Source organism: Comamonas sediminis, from assembly GCF_041107495.1.
GTDB classification, from domain to species: domain Bacteria; phylum Pseudomonadota; class Gammaproteobacteria; order Burkholderiales; family Burkholderiaceae_C; genus Comamonas; species Comamonas sediminis.
This window is the reverse complement of record NZ_JBGBDC010000003.1, coordinates 267,537-287,687: the sequence shown is the minus strand read 5'-3', so window position 1 is coordinate 287,687 and position 20,151 is coordinate 267,537. Positions and strand designations below refer to the sequence as shown.

The following is a 20,151-nucleotide window of genomic DNA, read 5'->3' as shown; positions in this document are numbered from 1 at the left end:
GATGCATGCCATCTCTGTTCAGCAAGCGCTTTCCTGGCGCACGGGGCTGGCCTATGGTGCGCTGGCTGCACCGCTGGCCTTTGTATCGCTGCCGTTGTATGTGACCCTGCCCCACTACTACGCGGCCGAGGCCGGTGCGCCACTGGCCGGCTTGGGGGCCGTGCTGCTCGCCACCCGGGCCTTCGATGCACTGCTGGACCCGGCGCTAGGCCGCCTGGCAGACCGCCTGCTGCAGCGCGGGCGAGGTGCCGCTTGGCTGGCGGCGGCACTGGGCAGTCTGGCCATGGCCCTGGGTTTTTTTGCGCTATGGCACCCGCCCGCCAGCCACCCGGTCCAGATGCTGGGCTGGCTCGCAGCCTGCCTGCTGCTGAGCACCTTGGCTTACAGCGCGGTTGCCATCCTGCACCAGACCTGGGGCACCCGCTGGGGCGGCCAGGCAGCCTGGCGCACCCAGGTGACTGCCTGGCGCGAGGGCGCCACGTTGGTGGGCGTACTCACGGCCAGCGTCTTGCCCAGCCTGCTGGGCATGGATGCCACCAGTGCGGTGCTGCTGGCCGCGCTGGGCCTGGGTTTGCTGGGCTTGTACCGGCTGCGCGATCCGCGCGCGGGCGATGCAGATGCGGTTGCACGGGCCGCACCGCGCGGTGGCCTGCCCCAGGCCTCGCCGTGGCGCGATGCCGCCTTTCGCCGGCTGCTGTCGGTCTTCATGCTCAACGGCATTGCGGCGGCCATACCGGCCACGCTCTTGCCCTTCTTTGTCGTGGACCGGCTCCAGGCGCCCGAGCTGCTGCCGCTGTTCTTGCTGTGCTACTTCGCCGCTGCAGCCCTTGGGCTGCCGCTGTGGGTGAAAGCCGTTGCCCGCTGGGGCCTGGCGCCCAGCTGGCGCGCCGGCATGCTGGCCAGCGTCATTGCCTTTTTCTCGGCGTCCCTGCTGGGCGCGGGGGATGCCTGGGCGTTTGCCGCCATCTGCATCGCCAGCGGCCTGGCGCTGGGCGCAGACCTGGCGGTGCCTGGTGCGCTGCTGACCGGTGTGATCCACGAATCTGGCCATGGGGGATCCGGCGACGGGCGTTACCTGGGCTGGTGGGCCTGCGCCACCAAGCTCAACCTGGCTCTCGCCGCCGGGTTGTGCCTGCCGCTGCTCGCCATTGCGGGCTACCACAGCGGCAGCACCGCCCCCGCCGGTCTACAGGCGCTGGCCTGGACCTATGGCGGTCTGCCCTGCCTGCTCAAGTTGTTGGCCCTGGCCTCACTCTGGCGCGCTGAACGCCTGCAACCCTCCTGGAGGTAACGATGACATCCCCACCCTGCACCCACCGGTTCCTGACCCTGCGGCGCGCCGGAATCGGCCTGGCCTTGGTCGGCACGATCGCTGTGCTGAGCGCCTGCGCCAGCCCCGCGGTCGAAGACTACGCCCAGGAGCGCCCGGCGCTGGACCTGCGCCAGTACTTCAACGGTCCGCTCACGGCGCATGGCATGTTCACCGACCGCCAGGGCAAGGTGGTCAAGCGCTTTACCGTGCACATGACCGGCAGGTGGACGGGCAATGACGGCGTGCTGGAAGAGCACTTTGTCTACAGCGATGGCACGACGCAGGAGCGCACCTGGCACATCCAGTACCTGGGTGAAGGGCGCTATAGCGGCCAGGCAGGGGATGTGGTCGGCCCGGCCACGGGCCAGGCTGCCGGCAACGCGCTGCACTGGAACTACGTGCTGGCCTTGCCGGTGAACGGAAGGGTCTGGAACGTACGGATGGACGACTGGATGTACCTGATGGACGGGCGCACGATGCTCAACCGCACCGCGATGAGCAAGTTCGGCATCCACCTGGGCGATCTGACCATTGCATTCACCAAGGAGCCGGGATAATGCCGCTGCTGCAAGCCAGGCTCAATCTGCCGATGCCCGACTGGCAAGGCCGATCCGCTTGGGTGATTGGTGCCTCCACCGGCATTGGCCGGGCCACGGCGGAGGCGCTGCAGGCACGAGGCGCACGCGTCGTCGTATCGGCCCGGGACGGCGCAGCGCTGCAGGACTTTGCCAACAGCCGCCCTGGCTGCCTGGCACTGGCGCTGGATGTGAGCCAGCCGGGCACAGTGGCCGCAGCCGCGCAAGCCGTGCATACCGCCTTAGGTGCTGCGCCCGACCTGGTGCTGTACTGTGCAGGCTATTACCGGCCACTGCGCGCCACCGCATTCGACCTCGAAGAGATGCAGAAACACCTGGCGGTCAACTATGTCGGCGTGCTCCATGTGCTGGACGCCGTGCTTCCGATGCTGTTGCAGGCGGGGCAAGGCCATATCGCGCTGGTTGGCAGTGTCGCAGGCTACCGGGGGCTGCCGATGTCGCTGGCCTATGGCCCCACCAAGGCGGCGCTCAACAACTTGGCAGAAAACCTCTACCTCGACCTGCACCCCCAAGGGCTGGGCGTGTCCATCATCAACCCCGGCTTTGTCGAGACCCCGCTGACCGCCCAGAACAGCTTCCGGATGCCGGCACTGATCAGCCCCGCCGAAGCGGCGCAGCACATTCTGCAAGGCTGGGCGCGCGGTCAGTTCGAGATGAACTTCCCCCGCCGCTTTACCCGCTGGATGCGGCTGCTGCGCTGCCTGCCCGACCGCTGGTACTTTGCCAGCGTACGCCGCATCACCAAGGCCTGATGCGGGGGCTGGGACGACAGCAGCACGGCATGCACGCCTGTTGCCGGTAGCCCCGCAGTGGGCCAGTCTTGCAGCAGACCTGTTCATCCACTTCTCCCGTTTGGCCCTGCCCTAGACACAAAAGGAAATCTACGATGCCTTTCTGCACAAGCGCTCTCATCCGCGCCACGGCCATGGCGCTGGTCATCACCGGCACTGCCGTCGCGCTGCCCGGTTGCGCCGTTTCCGTTCCCCCAGGTGTTCAGCCGGTCAGCAACTTTGACGCCAGCAAATACATGGGCACCTGGTATGAGCTGGCACGCATTGACCACCGCTTTGAAAAAGGCTTGACCCAGGTGACTGCCACCTACAGCCTCAATGCCGATGGCAGCGTGACCGTGCTGAACCGCGGCTATGACCCTGCCAGGCAGCAGTGGAGGGAGGCCCAAGGCAAGGCACGCTTCCTGCGCCAGGCCGATGAGGCTGCGTTGAAGGTCTCGTTCTTCGGCCCTTTCTACGGCGGCTACAACGTGGTCAGCCTCGATGACCAGTACCAAACTGCCTTGGTGATCGGCAGCAGCCTGGACTATATGTGGATTCTGTCTCGCAACAAGACGATTCCGGAGAGCCAGCGCCAAGCGCTGCTGGAGAAAGCACACGCTTTGGGGGTGGATCTGGATCAGGTCATAAGGGTGGAGCAGTAGCTGTGCAGAGATGGATCACATTGGAAGCCGCGTCTAAGTCTACGCAAGCACCAAATGCCCAATTTCCGCGTTGGCTGGGCGAATTTTGATTTCAATGTCGTAACCCAGCCGCGTCAGGCAGTCCATCAATTTGCGCTCGGACAGATTGCTGAAATCGCCGCGCATCATGTCTGAGACTTTGGGCTGGGTAATGCCCATCCGTTTGGCAGCCTCTTGCTGCGTCAATCCCCGGCTTTTCATAGCTTTCCGGATTTCGATCACTAAGCCAGTCTTGATCTTGAGCTTTTCGGCATCGGCTAAGCCAAGGTCGGCAAACACATTGCCGGAACTACGTTGCACTTCAACGCCGTCAACAAGCTGGGTTTTCATTTCCGCAAATCCTTGATATACGCCTCGGCAATTTTCAACCTGGCGTTAATGATGTCCATGTCTTCCTTTGGCGTAGCAATGCCGCGTTTGCTTTTCTTCTGAAAGCAGTGAAGGACAAACACTGCCTCGGCAAACTTGACGGTGTACACGGCTCGATAGGTGCCGCCCACATCGTTCTCCACCACTTCCAGCACACCCGCACCGCCAAAGCCCTTGAGTACTTTGGCGGCATCATGCTTGTCGCCCGCCTGCGCCAGCGAGAGCGCAAAGCCAAACAGACGCTGGACATCTGCAGGCAAGGCCATCAAGTCCTTGCGGCTGCTACCAATCCACTCAAGCGGTTTTTCATCTGGGGGCATCCTCTGAATATGCATGAAAAGGTATAAAGAGTCAATCAGTACCTCATACGGTCATGCATCAAGCCTTCTAGCCATACCCGTGAATAAAAACCAAAAAACGCAGCCTGAAGCTGCGTTCTCACATGCGAAAGCCCCACACGCCACCGCCCAAGCAGCGGCGCGCGAGCTTTTCTATCAGCAGTCGCCCACGCGCTTGCTGGTCACCGTGGTGGTCATCCCGTGACCGCCCATGTCCATCTTGCTGGTGACGGTGTTCTCGGTGGGCGAGACGTAGACGGCCTCAAGGTCCATGCTCATCTTGCCGTCGCCGCAGCTAAAGCGCATCGATTCCTTGTTGCCATCGCTCTTGACGTCGGCGGGGCTGCAGCCTGGCATGTTCTTCAGCTGCGCATCGGCCAGCGATTGCAAGGTCTTGCCCGCCATCTCGGGGGTGATGCACATCTCTTGCACCAGCTTGCCGCCTTCGACCTTGGCATTGTCCAGATTGGCGGCCTTCTTCTGCTCTGGCGTCATGGTCTTGAAGGCCTGCTCCATGCCGGCCAGCGCCTGCTGGCCCATGGGGCCGCTCATCTCGGTGATGGCCTGCCACTTGCCCGGCTGCACCTTGGGTGCCGCCGCAGCCGGTGCCGGAGCCGGGGCTGCAGCAGGCGCCGCTGCCGGAGCGGCTGCTGGCGGGCTGCTGGGCGTCTCTTCCTTCTTGCTGCAGCCGATCAGTCCGGCACACACGACCACGGCCACGACGGCCATTCCTGTTAGTTTTTCCATGTTGTATCTCCTCATTGCGGCACGGCACGGGCATGCGGCGTGCGACGCGTTGCCCTCCCCATGAGCACAAGCGCGTGGCCGCAGTGTATCGATCCAAGGCGTAGAAATGGTTACCAATTGCGTTTCCAGCAGCGCCCCACCACGCGCGCCAAGCCGGTCTGCAGAGCCGTTCTGGCGCTTCCGCCCCGCTGGGCGACTGCGGCAGTACAGAATGTAAACAAGCATAAAATACCGCGAATAATTCTTATTCATAACATTCCATGCGTTCTTCATTCAGCTGGACACTGGCGCTGCTGGCCGGTTTGCTCAGCGGCCCTGCCCTTGCCCAAACGCCCGCTGCGGCGCCTGCAGCGACCACCACGGCTCCCGAAGCCACCGACGCCCGCCAGCTCTGGCAGCTGCTGGACTATGTCGCCGTGGACTACGGTGGCGCGGTCGAAAACGGCCAGATCGCCAGCGAGGGCGAATATGCCGAGATGCTGGACTTCAGCGCCAATGCGCTGCAGCAGGCGGGGGCCCTGCCTGCGCATGCCGACAAGGCCCGGGTGACGGCCCTGGTTGGCCAACTGCGTGCGGCCGTGCAGGCCAAGGCGTCTGCCGATGAGGTGGCCCGGCTGGCCCACCAGGCGGCCCAGTTGCTGGTGGCGGCCTACCCGATGCCCGTCGCCCCGGCGAAGGCTCCCGATATAAAAAAAGGCTCTCAACTCTTTCAGCAAATCTGTGCAAGCTGCCATGGCGCCACCGGCGGCGGCGATGGCCCGGCGGCACAAGGCCTGGATCCGCAGCCGATTGCGTTCAGCGATGCCCAGCGCGCCAATGCCCGCAGCCTGATGGCCTTGTACCAGGTGACCTCGCAAGGCGTGGAAGGCACGTCGATGGTGGCCTTTGGCGCACTGCCTGACGACGACCGCTGGGCACTGGCCTACTTTGTCGGCGGCCTGTCGTACAACGACGAACTGCGCGCCACCGGCAAGGCGCTGTGGCAGAGCGATGCAGGCCTGCGCGCCCGCTTTGCCGATCTGGCCGCCCTCAGCACCACCACCGCGCAAAGCCTGACTCCGGCGATGCCGATCGAACAGGCCCGCGCGGTGCTGGCCTATCTGCGCGCCAACCCCGAGGTCATCAGCGAAGGCAAGGCCAGCGGCGTGGCGCTGTCACGCCAGCGCCTCGCGCAAAGCCTGGTGGCCCTCAAGGCCGGTGACCGCAACCAGGCGATGAAGCTGGCCCTGTCCGCCTACCTGGACGGCTTTGAGCCGCTGGAGCCCACCATTGCCGCACGCAACAAGACCTTGATGACCCAGGTCGAATCGGCCATGGTGCAGTACCGTGCCACGGTGGCCAGCGGCACGCTGCAGCAGGCCGAGACCGCTGCCGGGCAGTTGCAGACCATGTTTGACCAGGTCGAGGCCGAGCTGAACGCAGGCGCGTCGGACGCCACCGCCACCTTTGTCGGCGCGCTCACCATCTTGCTGCGCGAAGGGCTGGAGGCCTTGCTGATCGTCATCGGTATGGTGGCGCTGCTGCGCAAGGCCGGCCGCCAGGATGCGCTGCGCTATGTGCATGCAGGCTGGAGCTCGGCCCTGGTCGCAGGCGGCCTGACCTGGGCGGTGGCGACCTATCTGGTCGAGATCAGCGGCGCCAGCCGCGAGGTGACCGAGGGCCTGGGCTCGGTCGTGGCAGCGCTGGTGCTGCTGAGCGTGGGCCTGTGGATGCACAGCAAGAGCAGCGCCGGCCGCTGGCAAAGCTATTTGAGCGAGAAGCTCTCGGCCAGCATAGGCCAGGGCTCCATGTGGGGCCTGTTCGCGCTGGCCTTTATCTCCGTTTACCGCGAGGTGTTCGAGACCGTGCTGTTCTTCTCGGCCCTGGCCTCGGACGGTCACCACGCCGCCTTGCTGGGCGGCGGCCTGGCTGCGGTGGCGATCCTGGCGGTGATCGCCTTGGTGCTGCTGCGCACCAGTGCCCGCATGCCCGTGGGCCGCTTCTTCTCGGCCACTTCGATCCTGGTGGCCGTGCTGGCCGTCGTGCTGGTGGGCAAGGGTGTGTCCTCGCTGCAAGAGGCTGGCTGGGTCGGCGCCACGCCGCTGGCCGCGCCCCGCATCGAGCTGCTGGGCATGTTCCCCACGGTGGAGACCATGCTGGCCCAGGCCCTGGTGCTTGCGCTGGTGGTGTTTGGCTTTGCCTACAACCGCGCTGCGGCGCGCAAGGCGCTGCGCGTCCAGAAATAAGCACCGCCACATCGGCTGCCAGACCTCGCCCGGGTGCAGACCCGGGCGAGGTCTTTTTCTTTGACCGGCGCAGCGCAGCGACTACCATCGGCAGGGTTACCGCGATCTCTCCATCCCTCCCCCCACCATGCGCATCATTCACACCTCGGACTGGCACCTGGGCCAGCATTTCATGGGCCAAAGCCGCCAGGCAGAGCACAGTGCGCTGATCGACTGGCTGCTGGAACAGGTGGCGGCGCAAGCCGCCGATGCAGTGCTGATCGCAGGCGATATCTTTGACACCGGCGCGCCACCGAGCTACGCCCGCGCGCTCTATAACCGCCTGGTCGCGCGCCTGCACCAGGCCGGTGTCGCGCTGCTGGTGCTGGGCGGCAACCATGACTCGGTCGCGGTGCTGGAAGAGAGCCAGGGACTGCTCCAAGCGCTGGGCACCCAGGTGATTGCCGCCACCGGCGCTGCCGAGCAGCATGTGCGCATCCTGCCGCTGCGCGATGGCACCCCTGGCTGCATCGTCTGCGCGCTGCCCTTTATCCGCCCCCGCGATGTGCTGCAAAGCCAGGCCGAGCAAAGCGCGCAGGACAAACAGCTGGCCTTGCAGCAGGCGATACAGGCCACCTACCAGCAGGTGTATGCGGCGGCACTGCACCAGCAGGCGGCGCTGCAGGCCAGCCTGGGGCGGCAGTTACCCATCATCGCCACCGGCCACCTCACCACCGTGGGCGCGAGCAGCAGCGAATCGGTGCGCGAGATCTATGTCGGCGCGCTGGAGGCCTTTCCGACCCAGGCCTTTCCGCCGGTGGATTACATCGCGCTGGGCCATATCCACCAGCCGCAGACAGTGGGCGGGCTGGCGTACATCCGCTACAGCGGCTCGCCGATTGCGCTGGGTTTTGACGAGGCGCGCCAGACCAAACAGATGCTGCTGGTGGAACTGGGCGCACCAGGGCTGCAGTCGGTGACAGCCCTGCCTGTGCCGGTGTTCCAGCCCATGATGGCATTGCGCAGCCGCCTGGCGGCCTTGCCCGCCGCGCTCGAGCAAGCCACTGCGCTGGCCCAAGCCGACAAAAAGGTGTGGCTGGACATCACGATCGAAGAAGATGACTACCTGGCCGACCTGCCACTGCGCGTGCAGGCACTCGCCGAAGGCTTGCCGCTGCAGCTGCTGCGGGTCAAAAGGCTGCGCGGTCGGGCAGCAGCACAGTGGAGCGGCCCGGCCGTCGAGGCGCTGGATGCGCTGAGCCCTGCACAGGTGTTCGAGCGCCGCCTGGCGCTGGAAACCATGGACGCCGAGCTGCAGCAGGCGCTGACCACGCGCTACCAGAGCGTGCTGCAGTCGCTGGTCAACCCCAGTGGGGAGCCGCTATGAAGATACGCAGCCTGCGCCTCAAGAACCTGAACTCGCTCAAAGGCGAGTGGCGCATCGATTTCACCGCAGCACCCTTTGCCGACAACAGCCTGTTTGCGATCACCGGCCCGACGGGTGCCGGCAAATCGACCTTGCTCGATGCGATCTGCCTGGCGCTCTACCACCAGACACCCCGGCTGGCGACCATCAGCGCGGGCAGCAACGACCTGATGACGCGCCACACGGCAGACTGCCTGGCCGAGGTGGAGTTTGAGGTCAAGGGCACCGTCTACCGCGCATTCTGGAGCCAGCGCCGTGCCCGCGACAAGGCCAGCGGCGCGCTGCAAGGGCCCAGGGTAGAGCTGGCGCGCGTGGCCGATGGCGAAATCCTGAGCACCCACAGCAGCGACAAACTGCGCCAGATGGCCGAGATCACCGGGCTGGATTTTCAGCGCTTTACCAAATCGATGCTGCTGGCCCAGGGCGGGTTTGCTGCCTTTTTGGAGGCCAAGGCGAATGAGCGGGCCGAGCTGCTCGAGGAGCTGACCGGCACCGACATCTACAGCCAGATATCGCAAACCGTGTTTGAGCGCGCCCGCGATGCCCGCCAGGCGCTGGAGCGTGACAAGGCCCAGGCGGGCGCTGTGCAGCTGCTGCCCGAGGCCGAGCGCGCGCAATTGCAGGCCGACGCACAGCAACTGCAGGATGCACTGGCCACACTGCAAACCCGCCATGCCGCGCTGCAAGCCCTGCAGCACTGGCAGCAGCAAACCGCACAAGCGGCGCAGGCACAGCAACAGGCCCAGGTGCGCCTGCAACAAGCCCAGCAAGAACTGCAGGCTGCCACCCCCGATCTGGAGCGTCTGCAGGCCCATGGGCCTGCGCAGGCGATTGCTCCACTGCATGCAGCCTGGCAGCAGGCGCAAGCGGCCACCGCTGCAGGCCAGGCCGTCCTGGCCCCCTTGCAGGGCCGCCTGGCCGATGCCCACAGCCGCCAGTGGCAGCTGCAGCAGCATGCCAGCACGCTGGCGCTGCACGCCCAGCAGCAGGCTGAGCAGGCACTCCAGCAGCTGCAAAACCAGCAGAGCGATCTGCAGCACTGGCTGCAGCAGCACCAGGCCCTTGCCGCGCTGGGCGACCAGCTGAGCGGTTGGCGCGAGCAGCTGGCGCAGCGCCAGCAGCAGCAGCGCCAGTTGGCGAAAGAGCAAGCCATGCTGCAGCAAGCCCGGGAACAAGGCCAGTTGCTGCAGCAGCAGATGGCGGCACAGGCCACCCATCTGCAACAGGCCCAAGCCGCGCAGCAGCAGGCGGATGCCGCAGCGCACGAGGCGCAAACCGCACTACAAAGCCGCCTGGCGCCCTATGGCGGCAGCCTGGGCCAGTTGCGCAGCCACTGGCAGACCGCCCAGCAGCACCAGCAAGCCTGGCAGCAGTTGCTGCAACACGTGCAGCAACGCCCACCGCTGGCGCGGGATGCAGAGCAGCTGGGCGATGCGCTGCAGGCCTGCACCGCACCGCTGGCCCAGCAGCAGGCCACGTTGGCCGCACTGCGCAGCCAGTACAAAGCGCAGAAGGAGCGGGTGAGTGACAAACAGCGCCTGTTGGCGCAAGAAGAGCGCATCCAAAGCCTGGAAGCCCATCGCCAGGCCCTGCAGCCGGGCGAAGCCTGCCCCCTGTGCGGCGCCCATGAACACCCGGCGATTGCTGCCTATGCAGCCCTCGATGTATCAGCCACCGCCGCCGCGCTGCAGACCGCGCAGGCCGAGCTGGAAGCGCTGCAGCACCAGGGCGAGCAGCTCAGCGCCGCGCATGCAGCGGCCCAGAATCAGCAGACCAGTCTGCAGGCCCAATTAACGGCGGCCGAGCAACGGCTGGATGCATGGCAACAGCAATGGCAGACCCTGTGCAACGCCATGGTCCCGCCCATCTCCGCATCTGCTTGGCAGCAGCCGCAAATCCTCGCTGAGGCACAGCAAGCCAGTGCCGCGCAAGCCGCCCAGTTGCAACAGGGCTTGGCCGCAGCCGAAGCTGCTGAGCAAGCGCTGCAGCGCGCCAAAGACAGCGCCCATGCAGCGGTCCAAACCCTGCAAGAGGCGCAGCATGCGCAAGCGCGCCTGCAGCAGACCCAGCAAGACAACAGCAACCAGCAGCAACGCCTGCTCCAGGCTGTAGCGGATGTGCAAGCGCTGGTCGATGCGGCCGAGGCCGCGTTGCAATCCAGCCTCACCCCGCTGGGCCTGGCGATGCCGCCCGCCGACGGCCACGATGCCTGGTTACAGGCCCGCCAGCAGGAATGGCAGCAGTGGCAACAGCACCATACGCAGCTGCACACCGTCGCCCAGCAGCTGGGGCTGCAACAGCTCCAGGCGAGCCAGTGCGCGCAAGAGGCCCGGCAATGGCAGCAGCGCCTGGCGCAATCGCCGCCACCGGCGCAGACGGGTGCCGCGGCCATCGCGCTGCCCGCCTCGCTGGCCGATTGCGCTGCACTGCTGGAACAGACCCGCCAAGCGCTGGCCAGCCTTGACGGCCAGTCCCGGCAAGCGGGCCAGCAACTCGAGCAGCTGCAGTCGGCACAAGCACTGGCGCTGGCGGCTTGGGACCAGGGCTTGCAGGCGAGCCCCTTTGCCGATGCACAGGCTTTTGCGCACGCCTTGTTGCCACCGGGCGAGCTGGAGCGGCTCACCCAGCAGCGCGATGGCCTGCAGCTGGCGCTGCAACGCGCCAGCACGGTGGCCGAGGAAGCGGCGCAACACCACCAGCAACTGCAGGCCCAGGCCCTGACCGCTGAAACACCCGAGGCGCTGGACGCGCAATGGCAGGCCTTGGAAGCAGAGCGCAACCAGACGGCTGAGCGCATGGGCGCCCACCGCGCGCGCCTGGCCGATGACGACCAGCGCCGCAGCGGCCAGCAGGCCTTGCTGGCGCAGATCGCGGCGCAGGAGCGCGACAGCGAGCTGTGGCAACGGTTGGATGGGCTGATCGGCTCGGCCAAGGGCGACAAGTACCGCAAGTTTGCCCAGGGCCTGACCCTGGACCATTTGCTGGCCCTGGCCAACGGCCATCTGGCGCGGCTGCATGGCCGCTACCTGCTGCAGCGCAAGAGCACCGGCGAGCTGGAGCTCGATATCGTCGACAGCTGGCAAGGCGATGTCGCGCGCGATACCCGCACCTTGTCGGGGGGCGAGGCCTTTCTGGTCAGCCTGGCACTGGCGCTCGCGTTGTCGGACCTGGTCAGCAGCAAGACCTCGATCGATTCGCTGTTCCTGGATGAGGGCTTTGGTACGCTGGACGGCGACACACTGGAAGTGGCATTGACGGCGCTGGACACGCTCAACGCCAGCGGCAAGATGATCGGCATCATCAGCCATGTGGAGGCGCTCAAGGAGCGCATTCCGGCGCAGATCCGGGTGGAGAAGGGCGCGGGAATTGGCTACTCGCGCCTGGAACTCCACCGCTGAGCGCTGGGCAGCGGGTTTGCCAGGGGCTTACCTTATTGCGCCATGGGGATGCGCCCCGCCCGTCCGCCCTGCTGCGGCCATATCAGCTACCATCCATGCCCTTGCTTGATAGGTACAAGCCATGATCCGGATTGCAGAACTCAAACTCCCCCTCTCGGCGGTGCCCTACCACCCCGACAACCACACCGAATACGCGCCCCAGGAGGCGCTCAGCCAGCTGGCCGCCCAGCGCCTGGGCCTGCAGCCCGCCGCCATTGCCCAGCTGCAGGTACACAAACGCAGCTTTGATGCGCGCAAGTCCGAGCTGCTGGCGGTCTACATCGTCGATGTGACCTTGGCAGAGCCCGCGCTGGAAGCAGTCTTGCTGCAGCGCTTTGCGGCAGACTCGCATGTGAACCCGACGCCCGACATGGCCTGGCACCCGGTGGGCCAGGCGCCAGCGGACATGCAGGATCGCCCGGTGGTGGTGGGCTTTGGGCCCTGCGGCATTTTTGCAGCGCTGGTGCTGGCGCAGATGGGCTTCAAGCCCATCGTGCTGGAGCGCGGCAAGACGGTGCGCCAGCGCACCAAGGACACCTGGGGGCTGTGGCGCAAGCGCCGGTTGACGCCGGAATCGAATGTGCAGTTTGGTGAAGGCGGCGCAGGCACCTTCTCGGATGGCAAGCTCTACAGCCAGATCAAGGACCCGCGCCACCTGGGCCGCAAGGTGATGCAGGAGTTCGTCACCTACGGCGCGCCGCCGGAGATCCTGTTCACCGCCCACCCGCACATCGGCACCTTCAAGCTGGTCAAGGTGGTCGAGGGCATCCGCGAGGAGATCGTGCGCCTGGGCGGTGAGATCCGCTTTGAGCAAAAGGTCACCGATGTGCTGGTCGAAGGCGATGCACGCCAGCTGGTGGGCCTGCAGGTGCTGGACCAGGCCAGTGGCGAGCGCTACACCCTGCCGACCCGGCATGCAGTGATGGCACTGGGCCACAGCTCGCGCGACACCTTTGCGATGTTCTACGAACGCGGCGTGGCCATGGAGGCCAAGCCCTTCTCGGTGGGCTTTCGCATCGAACACCCGCAAAGCGTCATTGACCGCGCACGCTGGGGCAAGGATGCCGGCCACCCGCTGCTGGGCGCGGCCGACTACAAGCTGGTGCACCATGCGAAGAATGGCCGCGCCGTCTACAGCTTTTGCATGTGCCCGGGCGGCACCGTGGTGGCCGCCACCAGCGAGCCCGAGCGCGTGGTGACCAATGGCATGAGCCAGTACTCCCGCGCCGAGCGCAATGCCAATGCCGGCATGGTCTGCGCGATCAACCCCGAAGACTACCCGCAGGATGCCGAGAGCTTTGCCTGGGCCTTTGGTGGCAAGACCTATGGCGTGGAGGCGCAGGCCCCTGGCGCTTTCCACCCGCTGTCGGGCATCGTGCTGCAGCGCCAGCTGGAATCGAAAGCCTATCTGCTGGGTGGCCAGAACTACAGCGCCCCGGGCCAGCTGGTGGGCGATTTTGTCGCAGGCACGCCTTCGACGGCCTTTGGCCATGTGGAGCCCTCCTACAAGCCGGGCATCACCCTGGGCGACCTGCACCAGGCCCTGCCGGCCTACGCGATCGAGGCCATGCGCGAGGCCCTGCCTGCGTTTGGCAAAAAGATCCGGGGCTATGACATGCGCGATGCCATCCTGACCGGTGTGGAGACCCGCACCTCGTCGCCGGTCAAGATCGGACGGGGCGCTGATTTTCAGAGCGATAACACGCGTGGCCTGTACCCGGCCGGGGAAGGCGCCAGCTATGCCGGCGGCATTCTGTCCGCAGGGGTCGATGGCATCAAGGTGGGCGAGGCGGTGGCCTGCGCCATTCTGGGGCTGCCCGTGCCGTCGTCGGGCTCGCGCGGCTCGGGAGCCGCGTTGTAACGTGCGGGGCTGCCGTCCTGACTGCGGCCCGTGTAAGCCGGCTGGAGGGGGCCGGAGCGCGGGCCCATGCCTGCGCAGCACGCAGCGGGCAGGCATGGGCCCCGCAGCGCGGCAACAATTTACGGCATGTACCGCTTAACAACGGCTTAAAAAACGGCTTCTTACAACTTTGAGGTCCGCACGCCACAAACGAATCCCGACCTCCAGCGCAGCCCCCTAGAATTTTGGATTGTTCTGATGTTGCTGAAGGTTGCCCATGCCCGCGATCCCCTCTACCTTCTGGTCCCGCCGGAACGCTTCTGGCCTGAGTGCTGCCAGCTGGTGTGCGGCCCTGCTCTGTGCGCTGTCCGGCTCTGCCTGGGCAGCCAGCGTCGATGACCCGGATGGCAGCGACAGCTCCGTTCTGTCGGGCTGGACCTTGGGTTACTCCCCCTACACCTACCACTACTCCAACGCCAAGAAGGAGCGTGACTTCGAACCCGATGACGAGCGTCACAAATATGTATGGCTGCTCAACGCCGAGAAAAAGCTCGATGACCACCAGGTGGCCGGCTTTGCCTATTTCAGCAATTCCTTTGGCCAGCCCAGCCAGTACGCGTATTACGGCTGGCAGTTCCAGCCGCTGTCCAGCACGCCACAGCTGTTTTTCAAGCTCACCGGCGGCGTGATCCATGGCTACAAATACCCCTACCACCGCAAGATTCCGCTCAACAACCGCAACGGCTGGGGCATCACTGCCATCCCGGCTGTAGGCTGGAACTACAACCAGCACTGGGGCGGCCAGCTCAATGTGCTGGGCAAGTCCGCACTGATGTTTCAGCTGAACTACACGATGCGCTGAGCCGCGCTGCAGACCGGACCCTGGTCAGGGCCTGGCCTGCCAGGCCACTTCAGCGGCGCTCCCAATGTCCGCCACGGGCCTGCCAGCCATGGGGGCCGCGCACCCATTCACGGGGCACCCAGCGGTCACCATGGTGCGGAGGTGCCGCCCAGCGGCCTTCACGCCAGACATAACGGCCTCCGCTCCAATCCCAAAAGCCGCCAATCCAGACCTGGGTTGCCGTCGGTGCCACCGCTACCGGGACGGGCTCATAACGCAGGGGTGGCGGCGCTTCCGCCGATACGACCACCGCCGCAGGATTGCCATAGGCATAGGGCTCGGCGGGTGCGACAACGCAGCCGGTCACCAGGGCGGCGACCGCCAGGGCCCCGGCCCCCAAAGCAGCCGAACGCCCCGGGATGCTCTGCAAAACCCTCGCCAAGCGCGATGAGACGCAAGGCGTCTTTGGCAGTCGAGCCGTAGCCATTGACAAGGAAGACAACGCAGCGGATCGCCCGAGACCGCGTTCAGACCCGGGCAGGGAGTTTTGCAGAGGATCCCTAGAAGTGGGAGTGTGCGACATGGTGCATCTCCAGTCATTGCAAGAACTCCATTGAAGGAGCGCCGCCTTAACGCCCGGTGAGCGGCACGTAAATCAGCGGTAAAAGCGGGGCCGCCCTGCCAGCGCAGCCCGATCCGCCGCCTGGCACCCCCAAAAAAAAGCACTGCCGAGGCAGTGCTTTGGTGAGGGTGCGAGCCCAGGCTTATTGCACCTGGTTGTTTTGCAGCGCGGCCACACGCTCTTCAATCGGAGGGTGCGAGCTGAACAGCTTGCCCAAGCCGCCGGTGATGCCCATGGCCTGCATGCTTTGCGGCAGGGCGCCGGGCTGCATGCCGCCGAGGCGGTGCAAGGCATTGATCATCGGCTGCTTGCGGCCCATCAGGCGGGCGGCACCGGCATCGGCACGGAACTCGCGCTGGCGCGAGAACCAGGCCACGATGATGGCAGCCAGGAAGCCGAAGACGATATCGAGCACGATGGTGGTGATCATGTAGCCAATGCCGGGGCCCGAGCTTTGCTCGTCATTGCGGCGCAGGAACGAATCGACCGCGTAGCCGATGACGCGCGAGAGAAACACCACAAAGGTGTTCATCACGCCCTGGATCAGCGCCATCGTCACCATATCGCCATTGGCCACGTGGGCGACCTCGTGGCCGATGACAGCCTCGACCTCTTCACGGGTCATGCCTTGCAGCAGCCCGGTGGAGACGGCCACCAGTGCCGAATTCTTGAAAGCGCCTGTCGCAAATGCGTTGGCCTCGCCTTCATAGATACCTACCTCGGGCATCTGGATGCCAGCCTGGTCCGAGAAGCGGCGCACGGTCTCGACAATCCAGGCCTCGTCAGCGCTTTGGGGCTGGTTGATGATCTTGACGCCCATGCTCATCTTCGCAATGGGCTTGCTCATCAGCAACGAGATGATGGCGCCGCCAAAACCCATGATGAAGGCAAAGCCGAGCAGCGCCCCGAGGTTCAGGCCATTGGCGGTCAGATAGCGGTTGACACCGAGCAGGCTGGCAACAATGCCAAGCACCACAACGACGGCGATGTTGGTCGCCAGAAAAAGGAACATTCGTTTCATGGGGTCGATTCTCCAAGGAGGGGAACACAGTGCTCGGTAGCTGGGGGCAATGTCTTGGTAATTCAAGACCTTACCTCCACTTTATGGCGACGGCGGGTGCTTATGATGGTTGTGGCCGTCGGGCCGAGCGAAATACGTCTGGGTCATCGTAGAAGGAAACATGCTGGTTGCCCTGGCACCATCCCGGAATGCCCAGCACCGGCAACGGTGTGAAGGGCTTGCCCGCCAGGTGCGCAGCGTCCAGTGCGTCGGCGATGACCTCGTCGATATTGTCCACGATCGGCCAAGGCTGCGCCGGGCAAAAAACATGCGCAGTGATTGGTTTTCTGGGGGTGATGAGCTTTTCCAGCAGCGCATGGCCGATGACGATGAGCTGCGCCTGCTGCCACAGCGGCCGCAGCTCGACAAAGAGCCGCTGCCATTGGCGCTGCTGCAGCGCCTGCCACAGCGCATCGGGCGCGAGCAGCACCGCGCCGTTTTCGTCGAACAGGGTCAGCGCATCGCGCAACGGGCCCCGGCAGGCACCCACACCGCCCGCCTGTTCGATCGCCTGGGCCTGCATGGCGTTGAGCCGTGCCTTGCTGCGCGCAAAGCGCTGCCAGACCAGGCCGTTGAGCCCGTCGTGCATATTTTCTCGGGTAGGGATGCAGCCGGTGCGCGCAATGAAGCGCTCGTAGGCCTCACCTGGCGGCAGCGCCGACTGCGGCACAAAACGCCGGCCGCAGTCGCCCAGGCGGTTGAGCAAGTCGGGCATGGCCAGGCCTTGCCGTTCCAGCGCGCTGACCTGCAGGCCCAGCGCCCGGTAGGGCTGCAGCCAGGGCGCCTGCCAGTCCAGCGATGACCAGCCGGGCTCGGGCGGAATGTCTGCAGTGGCCCGGCCGTTATTCACGCATCAAATGACAAAAATGCTCAGTCTGCCAGCTTCCAAGGCAGCGCTTCGCCCGAGCGCAGCGGCTTGAGATCGGCCTGGCCAAAGGGGTAGGACTCGGGCGGGGTCCAGGATTCACGCACCAGCGTGATGCGGTCGGTGTTGCGCGGCAGGTTGTAGAAGTCCGCACCATGCAGGCTGGCAAAACCTTCGAGCTTGTCCAGCGCGCCCGCCTTGTCAAAAGCCTCGGCGTACATCTCGATGGCCGCATGCGCGCTGTAGCAGCCCGCGCAGCCGGTGGCATGCTCCTTGAGCTGGGCGGCATGCGGGGCGCTGTCGGTGCCCAGGAAGAACTTGGGGTTGCCGCTGGTGGCGGCCTGCACCAGCGCCAGGCGGTGTTCCTCGCGCTTGAGCACCGGCAGGCAGTAGTAATGCGGACGGATGCCACCGGTAAAGATGGCGTTGCGGTTGAACAGCAGATGCTGGGGCGTGATGGTGGCGCCGACGAAGCGGTCGGTCTCGGTCACGTACTGGGCCGCTTCGCGTGTGGTGATGTGCTCGAAGACGATCTTCAGTTCGGGGAAATCGCGGCGCAGCGGCACCATGTGCTGGTCGATAAAGGCCGCCTCGCGGTCGAACAGATCGACCTCACTGCCGGTCACCTCACCGTGCACCAGCAGCAGCAGGCCTTCGCGCTGCATCGCTTCCAACGTGGGGTAGATCTTGCGGATATCGGTCACCCCGTGGTCACTGTTGGTGGTGGCGCCGGCAGGGTAGAGCTTGCAGGCCACCACACCGGCGGCCTTGGCACGCACGATCTCTTCGGGAGCGAGCTTGTCCGTCAGGTACAGGGTCATCAGCGGCTCGAACCTCAGGCCCTGGGGGATGGCCGCCACGATGCGCGCCTTGTAGGCCTGTGCCAGCTCAGCGGTCGTGACCGGTGGCTTGAGGTTGGGCATGACGATGGCACGGGCGAATTGCCGCGCCGCATGGGCCACCGTGGTAGCCAGGGCGGCGTCATCGCGCAGATGGATGTGCCAGTCGTCGGGTCGGAGGATGCTGATGGAGGAGGGTGCGGTGCTCATCCCGCCATTGTCGCACCGGTCATGCGGGCGTCATCGCTGTGACCGAGCATGGCGCAAAAGTAACTCAATGTTAAGGGTCGATGCTCATAGAGTACACAGTCTCTATGCGTATCATAGATGGCTGTAGGAATTCTTAATCAAGGACTGTGCAACATGTGGCTAAACCATATTTTTCGCGGCGCTGTGCTGCTGTGCCTTGCCAGCAGCAGCCTGGCTCAGACCCCTTTGCCCGACAGTTGGGACAAGATCAAGGAGTCGCAGCGCATCACCGTGGGCTACCGCCCGGACGGACTGCCTTTTGCCTACGAGATGGGAGAGACCAAGAAGCCGGTCGGCTACGCCATCGAGATCTGCCAGGCGCTGATCGCCAAGCTCCAGCAGAGCATGGGCCTGGCCAGGCTCGATATCCAGTACCGCGCCATCAATGGCCAGACCCGTTTCACCGACCTGGCCAGCGGTGCCATTGATGTCGATTGCAGCAACACCACCAACACCAAGGACCGGCGCGAGAGCAAGCATGTGTCCTTCAGCCTGCCCTACTACATCGCCGGCGTGCGCATGCTGGTCAGGTCCGACAGCGGCATCAACGATGTGGATGACCTCTCGGGCAAGCGCGTGATCACCACCAAGGGCACCACCTCGCTGCAGGTGCTCGAGCGCCGGGTGGCCGTCAATGGCCTCAAGATCCAGCACAGCGAGTGCCTCACCCATGACGCCTGCTTCAAGGCCGTGCAGGCGGGCACCGCCGATGTCTGGCTGATGGACGACATCCTGCTGGCGGCCCACCGTGCGCAGTCGGAGAAGCCCGAACAGGTCAAGCTGATCGGCAAGCTGATGTCGATCGAGCCGCTGTCGCTGATGATGCGCGACACCGATGTGCGCATGAAGAAGGTCTTCGACGCCGAGATGCGCGTGCTGTCGCAGAACTTCGAGATCACGCGCCTGTACAAGAAGTGGTTCGAGTCGCCGCTGCCGGGCAAGAGCTTTGCGCTGAATGTGCCGATGTCCTACCTGCTCACCGACATGCTGCGCTTCCCCAGCGACAAGTTCGACAACTGATGTCTCCGGGGCCGCATCCTGCGGCCCCTGTCTGCCGGCCCAGCGCTGCCCGCAGCGCGCGCCGTCCAGCCCCAGCGCAGGGTCCACGATGGCGGTCCGCCCCCCCAACCATCCGCCCATGAAAAATGGCCGCATAAGCGGCCATGGTCGTGTGCGAGAGACGCTGCAATCAGTGTTGCAGGATCTTGCCCAGGAAGTCCTTGGTGCGGGGCTGGCGGGCGTCGGGGTTGCCGAAGAAGTCTTCCTTGGAGCAGTCCTCCAGGATCTTTCCGCCCACGTCCATGAAGATCACGCGGCTGGCCACCTTCTTGGCAAAACCCATTTCGTGCGTCACGCACATCATCGTCATGCCTTCGTTGGCCAGGCCGATCATCACGTCCAGCACTTCGCCGACCATTTCAGGGTCCAGCGCGGAGGTGGGCTCGTCGAACAGCATCACGCTCGGGTCCATCGACAGTGCACGGGCAATGGCCACGCGCTGCTGCTGACCACCGGACAGCTGACCCGGGAACTTGTCCTTGTGCGCCATCAGGCCCACACGGTCGAGCATCTTCAGGCCACGGGCCTTGGCATCGTCAGCGCTGCGGCCCAGCACCTTGATCTGGGCGATGGTCAGGTTCTCGGTCACCGACAGGTGGGGGAACAGCTCGAAATGCTGGAACACCATGCCCACGGTGCTGCGCAGCTTGGGCAGGTCGGTCTTGGGATCGTGGATGGGCGTGCCATTGACCCAGATCTCACCCTTCTGGATAGGCTCGAGCGCATTGATCGTCTTGATCAAGGTCGACTTGCCCGAACCCGAAGGGCCGCAGACCACCACCACCTCGCCCTTGGCAATGCTGGTGGAGCAGTCGTTGAGCACCTGGAAGCTGCCATACCACTTGGAGACATTCTTCATTTCAATCATTTGGA

Annotated in this window: 18 protein-coding genes; 10 read left to right on the top strand and 8 right to left on the bottom strand. The window is 65.1% G+C overall.

Annotated elements, in window-relative coordinates; all coding sequences use genetic code 11:
• The first annotated feature begins 1 nt into the window (after window position 1).
• The 4 genes from AB7A72_RS08940 to AB7A72_RS08925 all read left to right on the top strand — a co-directional run bounded on the left by AB7A72_RS08940 (window position 2) and on the right by AB7A72_RS08925 (window position 3,343).
• Window positions 2–1,291, top strand: coding sequence for an MFS transporter (locus AB7A72_RS08940; RefSeq protein WP_369459674.1), 1,290 nt, complete (start codon window positions 2–4; stop codon window positions 1,289–1,291).
• 2 nt (window positions 1,292–1,293) lie between these two features.
• Window positions 1,294–1,869, top strand: a complete 576-nt coding sequence (locus AB7A72_RS08935) for a DUF3833 domain-containing protein (RefSeq protein ID WP_369459673.1) — start codon at window positions 1,294–1,296, stop codon at window positions 1,867–1,869.
• A complete protein-coding gene (locus tag AB7A72_RS08930; protein ID WP_312836534.1) occupies window positions 1,869–2,660 on the top strand; it encodes an SDR family NAD(P)-dependent oxidoreductase in 792 nt (263 codons plus the stop codon). Before AB7A72_RS08935 ends, AB7A72_RS08930 begins: the two co-directional genes overlap by 1 nt.
• A gap of 134 nt (window positions 2,661–2,794) precedes the next feature.
• Window positions 2,795–3,343 carry a lipocalin family protein gene (locus AB7A72_RS08925; protein ID WP_369459672.1) on the top strand — a complete coding sequence of 183 codons (549 nt, stop codon included), beginning with the start codon at window positions 2,795–2,797 and terminating at the stop codon, window positions 3,341–3,343.
• Between the two features lie 39 nt (window positions 3,344–3,382).
• Here AB7A72_RS08925 and AB7A72_RS08920 read toward each other — a convergent pair whose 3' ends face one another.
• The 3 genes from AB7A72_RS08920 to AB7A72_RS08910 all read right to left on the bottom strand — a co-directional run bounded on the left by AB7A72_RS08920 (window position 3,383) and on the right by AB7A72_RS08910 (window position 4,836).
• Entirely contained in the window at window positions 3,383–3,712 is a 330-nt protein-coding gene (locus tag AB7A72_RS08920) for a helix-turn-helix domain-containing protein (protein ID WP_312836536.1), read from the bottom strand.
• Window positions 3,709–4,071: a type II toxin-antitoxin system RelE/ParE family toxin gene (locus AB7A72_RS08915; RefSeq protein WP_369459671.1), complete on the bottom strand. Its 363-nt coding sequence runs from the start codon at window positions 4,069–4,071 to the stop codon at window positions 3,709–3,711. The genes AB7A72_RS08920 and AB7A72_RS08915 overlap by 4 nt, the downstream gene beginning before the upstream one ends.
• Before the next feature lie 174 nt (window positions 4,072–4,245).
• Window positions 4,246–4,836, bottom strand: a complete 591-nt coding sequence (locus tag AB7A72_RS08910) for a DUF3617 domain-containing protein (RefSeq protein WP_369459670.1) — start codon at window positions 4,834–4,836, stop codon at window positions 4,246–4,248.
• A gap of 260 nt (window positions 4,837–5,096) precedes the next feature.
• Here AB7A72_RS08910 and AB7A72_RS08905 point away from each other — a divergent pair, with 260 nt between their 5' ends.
• The 5 genes from AB7A72_RS08905 (at window position 5,097) to AB7A72_RS08885 (ending at window position 14,605) form a co-directional block, all read left to right on the top strand.
• Complete coding sequence (locus AB7A72_RS08905; protein ID WP_369459669.1) at window positions 5,097–7,061, top strand: cytochrome c/FTR1 family iron permease; 1,965 nt, start codon at window positions 5,097–5,099, stop codon at window positions 7,059–7,061.
• 127 nt (window positions 7,062–7,188) lie between these two features.
• Complete coding sequence (sbcD, locus tag AB7A72_RS08900; RefSeq protein ID WP_369459668.1) at window positions 7,189–8,427, top strand: exonuclease subunit SbcD; 1,239 nt, start codon at window positions 7,189–7,191, stop codon at window positions 8,425–8,427.
• Window positions 8,424–11,864: an AAA family ATPase gene (locus AB7A72_RS08895; RefSeq protein ID WP_369459667.1), complete on the top strand. Its 3,441-nt coding sequence runs from the start codon at window positions 8,424–8,426 to the stop codon at window positions 11,862–11,864. Before sbcD ends, AB7A72_RS08895 begins: the two co-directional genes overlap by 4 nt.
• A gap of 121 nt (window positions 11,865–11,985) precedes the next feature.
• Window positions 11,986–13,764 (top strand): NAD(P)/FAD-dependent oxidoreductase, encoded by a 1,779-nt coding sequence (locus AB7A72_RS08890; RefSeq protein WP_369459666.1) that lies wholly within the window; start codon window positions 11,986–11,988, stop codon window positions 13,762–13,764.
• A gap of 256 nt (window positions 13,765–14,020) precedes the next feature.
• Entirely contained in the window at window positions 14,021–14,605 is a 585-nt protein-coding gene (locus tag AB7A72_RS08885) for a hypothetical protein (RefSeq protein ID WP_312530363.1), read from the top strand.
• A 49-nt stretch (window positions 14,606–14,654) separates the two neighbouring features.
• Here AB7A72_RS08885 and AB7A72_RS08880 read toward each other — a convergent pair whose 3' ends face one another.
• From AB7A72_RS08880 to pyrC, 4 genes are all read right to left on the bottom strand, one after another.
• Window positions 14,655–15,014 (bottom strand): hypothetical protein, encoded by a 360-nt coding sequence (locus AB7A72_RS08880; protein WP_369459664.1) that lies wholly within the window; start codon window positions 15,012–15,014, stop codon window positions 14,655–14,657.
• A 334-nt stretch (window positions 15,015–15,348) separates the two neighbouring features.
• A complete protein-coding gene (gene htpX / locus AB7A72_RS08875) occupies window positions 15,349–16,227 on the bottom strand; it encodes a protease HtpX (protein ID WP_312411123.1) in 879 nt (292 codons plus the stop codon).
• A 100-nt stretch (window positions 16,228–16,327) separates the two neighbouring features.
• Window positions 16,328–17,116, bottom strand: a complete 789-nt coding sequence (locus AB7A72_RS08870; protein ID WP_369459663.1) for a DUF3025 domain-containing protein — start codon at window positions 17,114–17,116, stop codon at window positions 16,328–16,330.
• 20 nt (window positions 17,117–17,136) lie between these two features.
• Window positions 17,137–18,180: a dihydroorotase gene (pyrC, locus tag AB7A72_RS08865; RefSeq protein ID WP_312462959.1), complete on the bottom strand. Its 1,044-nt coding sequence runs from the start codon at window positions 18,178–18,180 to the stop codon at window positions 17,137–17,139.
• A 153-nt stretch (window positions 18,181–18,333) separates the two neighbouring features.
• Between pyrC and AB7A72_RS08860 the strand changes: the two genes are divergently transcribed.
• Window positions 18,334–19,239 carry an amino acid ABC transporter substrate-binding protein gene (locus AB7A72_RS08860; protein WP_312411130.1) on the top strand — a complete coding sequence of 302 codons (906 nt, stop codon included), beginning with the start codon at window positions 18,334–18,336 and terminating at the stop codon, window positions 19,237–19,239.
• 169 nt (window positions 19,240–19,408) lie between these two features.
• On the opposite strand, the gene AB7A72_RS08855 is transcribed toward AB7A72_RS08860, so the two are convergent.
• On the bottom strand, window positions 19,409–20,146 hold the full coding sequence (locus tag AB7A72_RS08855) for an amino acid ABC transporter ATP-binding protein (protein ID WP_230780669.1): 738 nt from the start codon (window positions 20,144–20,146) through the stop codon (window positions 19,409–19,411).
• Between the last annotated feature and the right edge of the window lie 5 nt (window positions 20,147–20,151).

Excerpts from the sequence above, each read along its gene's own strand:
- AB7A72_RS08940 (WP_369459674.1), top strand. The coding sequence starts at position 2 with ATGCATGCCATCTCTGTTCAGCAAGCGCTTTCCTGGCGCACGGGGCTG.
- AB7A72_RS08935 (WP_369459673.1), top strand. The coding sequence starts at position 1,294 with ATGACATCCCCACCCTGCACCCACCGGTTCCTGACCCTGCGGCGCGCC.
- AB7A72_RS08930 (WP_312836534.1), top strand. The coding sequence starts at position 1,869 with ATGCCGCTGCTGCAAGCCAGGCTCAATCTGCCGATGCCCGACTGGCAA.
- AB7A72_RS08925 (WP_369459672.1), top strand. The coding sequence starts at position 2,795 with ATGCCTTTCTGCACAAGCGCTCTCATCCGCGCCACGGCCATGGCGCTG.
- AB7A72_RS08920 (WP_312836536.1), bottom strand. The coding sequence starts at position 3,712 with ATGAAAACCCAGCTTGTTGACGGCGTTGAAGTGCAACGTAGTTCCGGC.
- AB7A72_RS08915 (WP_369459671.1), bottom strand. The coding sequence starts at position 4,071 with ATGCCCCCAGATGAAAAACCGCTTGAGTGGATTGGTAGCAGCCGCAAG.
- AB7A72_RS08910 (WP_369459670.1), bottom strand. The coding sequence starts at position 4,836 with ATGGAAAAACTAACAGGAATGGCCGTCGTGGCCGTGGTCGTGTGTGCC.
- AB7A72_RS08905 (WP_369459669.1), top strand. The coding sequence starts at position 5,097 with ATGCGTTCTTCATTCAGCTGGACACTGGCGCTGCTGGCCGGTTTGCTC.
- sbcD (WP_369459668.1), top strand. The coding sequence starts at position 7,189 with ATGCGCATCATTCACACCTCGGACTGGCACCTGGGCCAGCATTTCATG.
- AB7A72_RS08895 (WP_369459667.1), top strand. The coding sequence starts at position 8,424 with ATGAAGATACGCAGCCTGCGCCTCAAGAACCTGAACTCGCTCAAAGGC.
- AB7A72_RS08890 (WP_369459666.1), top strand. The coding sequence starts at position 11,986 with ATGATCCGGATTGCAGAACTCAAACTCCCCCTCTCGGCGGTGCCCTAC.
- AB7A72_RS08885 (WP_312530363.1), top strand. The coding sequence starts at position 14,021 with ATGCCCGCGATCCCCTCTACCTTCTGGTCCCGCCGGAACGCTTCTGGC.
- htpX (WP_312411123.1), bottom strand. The coding sequence starts at position 16,227 with ATGAAACGAATGTTCCTTTTTCTGGCGACCAACATCGCCGTCGTTGTG.
- pyrC (WP_312462959.1), bottom strand. The coding sequence starts at position 18,180 with ATGAGCACCGCACCCTCCTCCATCAGCATCCTCCGACCCGACGACTGG.
- AB7A72_RS08860 (WP_312411130.1), top strand. The coding sequence starts at position 18,334 with ATGTGGCTAAACCATATTTTTCGCGGCGCTGTGCTGCTGTGCCTTGCC.
- AB7A72_RS08855 (WP_230780669.1), bottom strand. The coding sequence starts at position 20,146 with ATGATTGAAATGAAGAATGTCTCCAAGTGGTATGGCAGCTTCCAGGTG.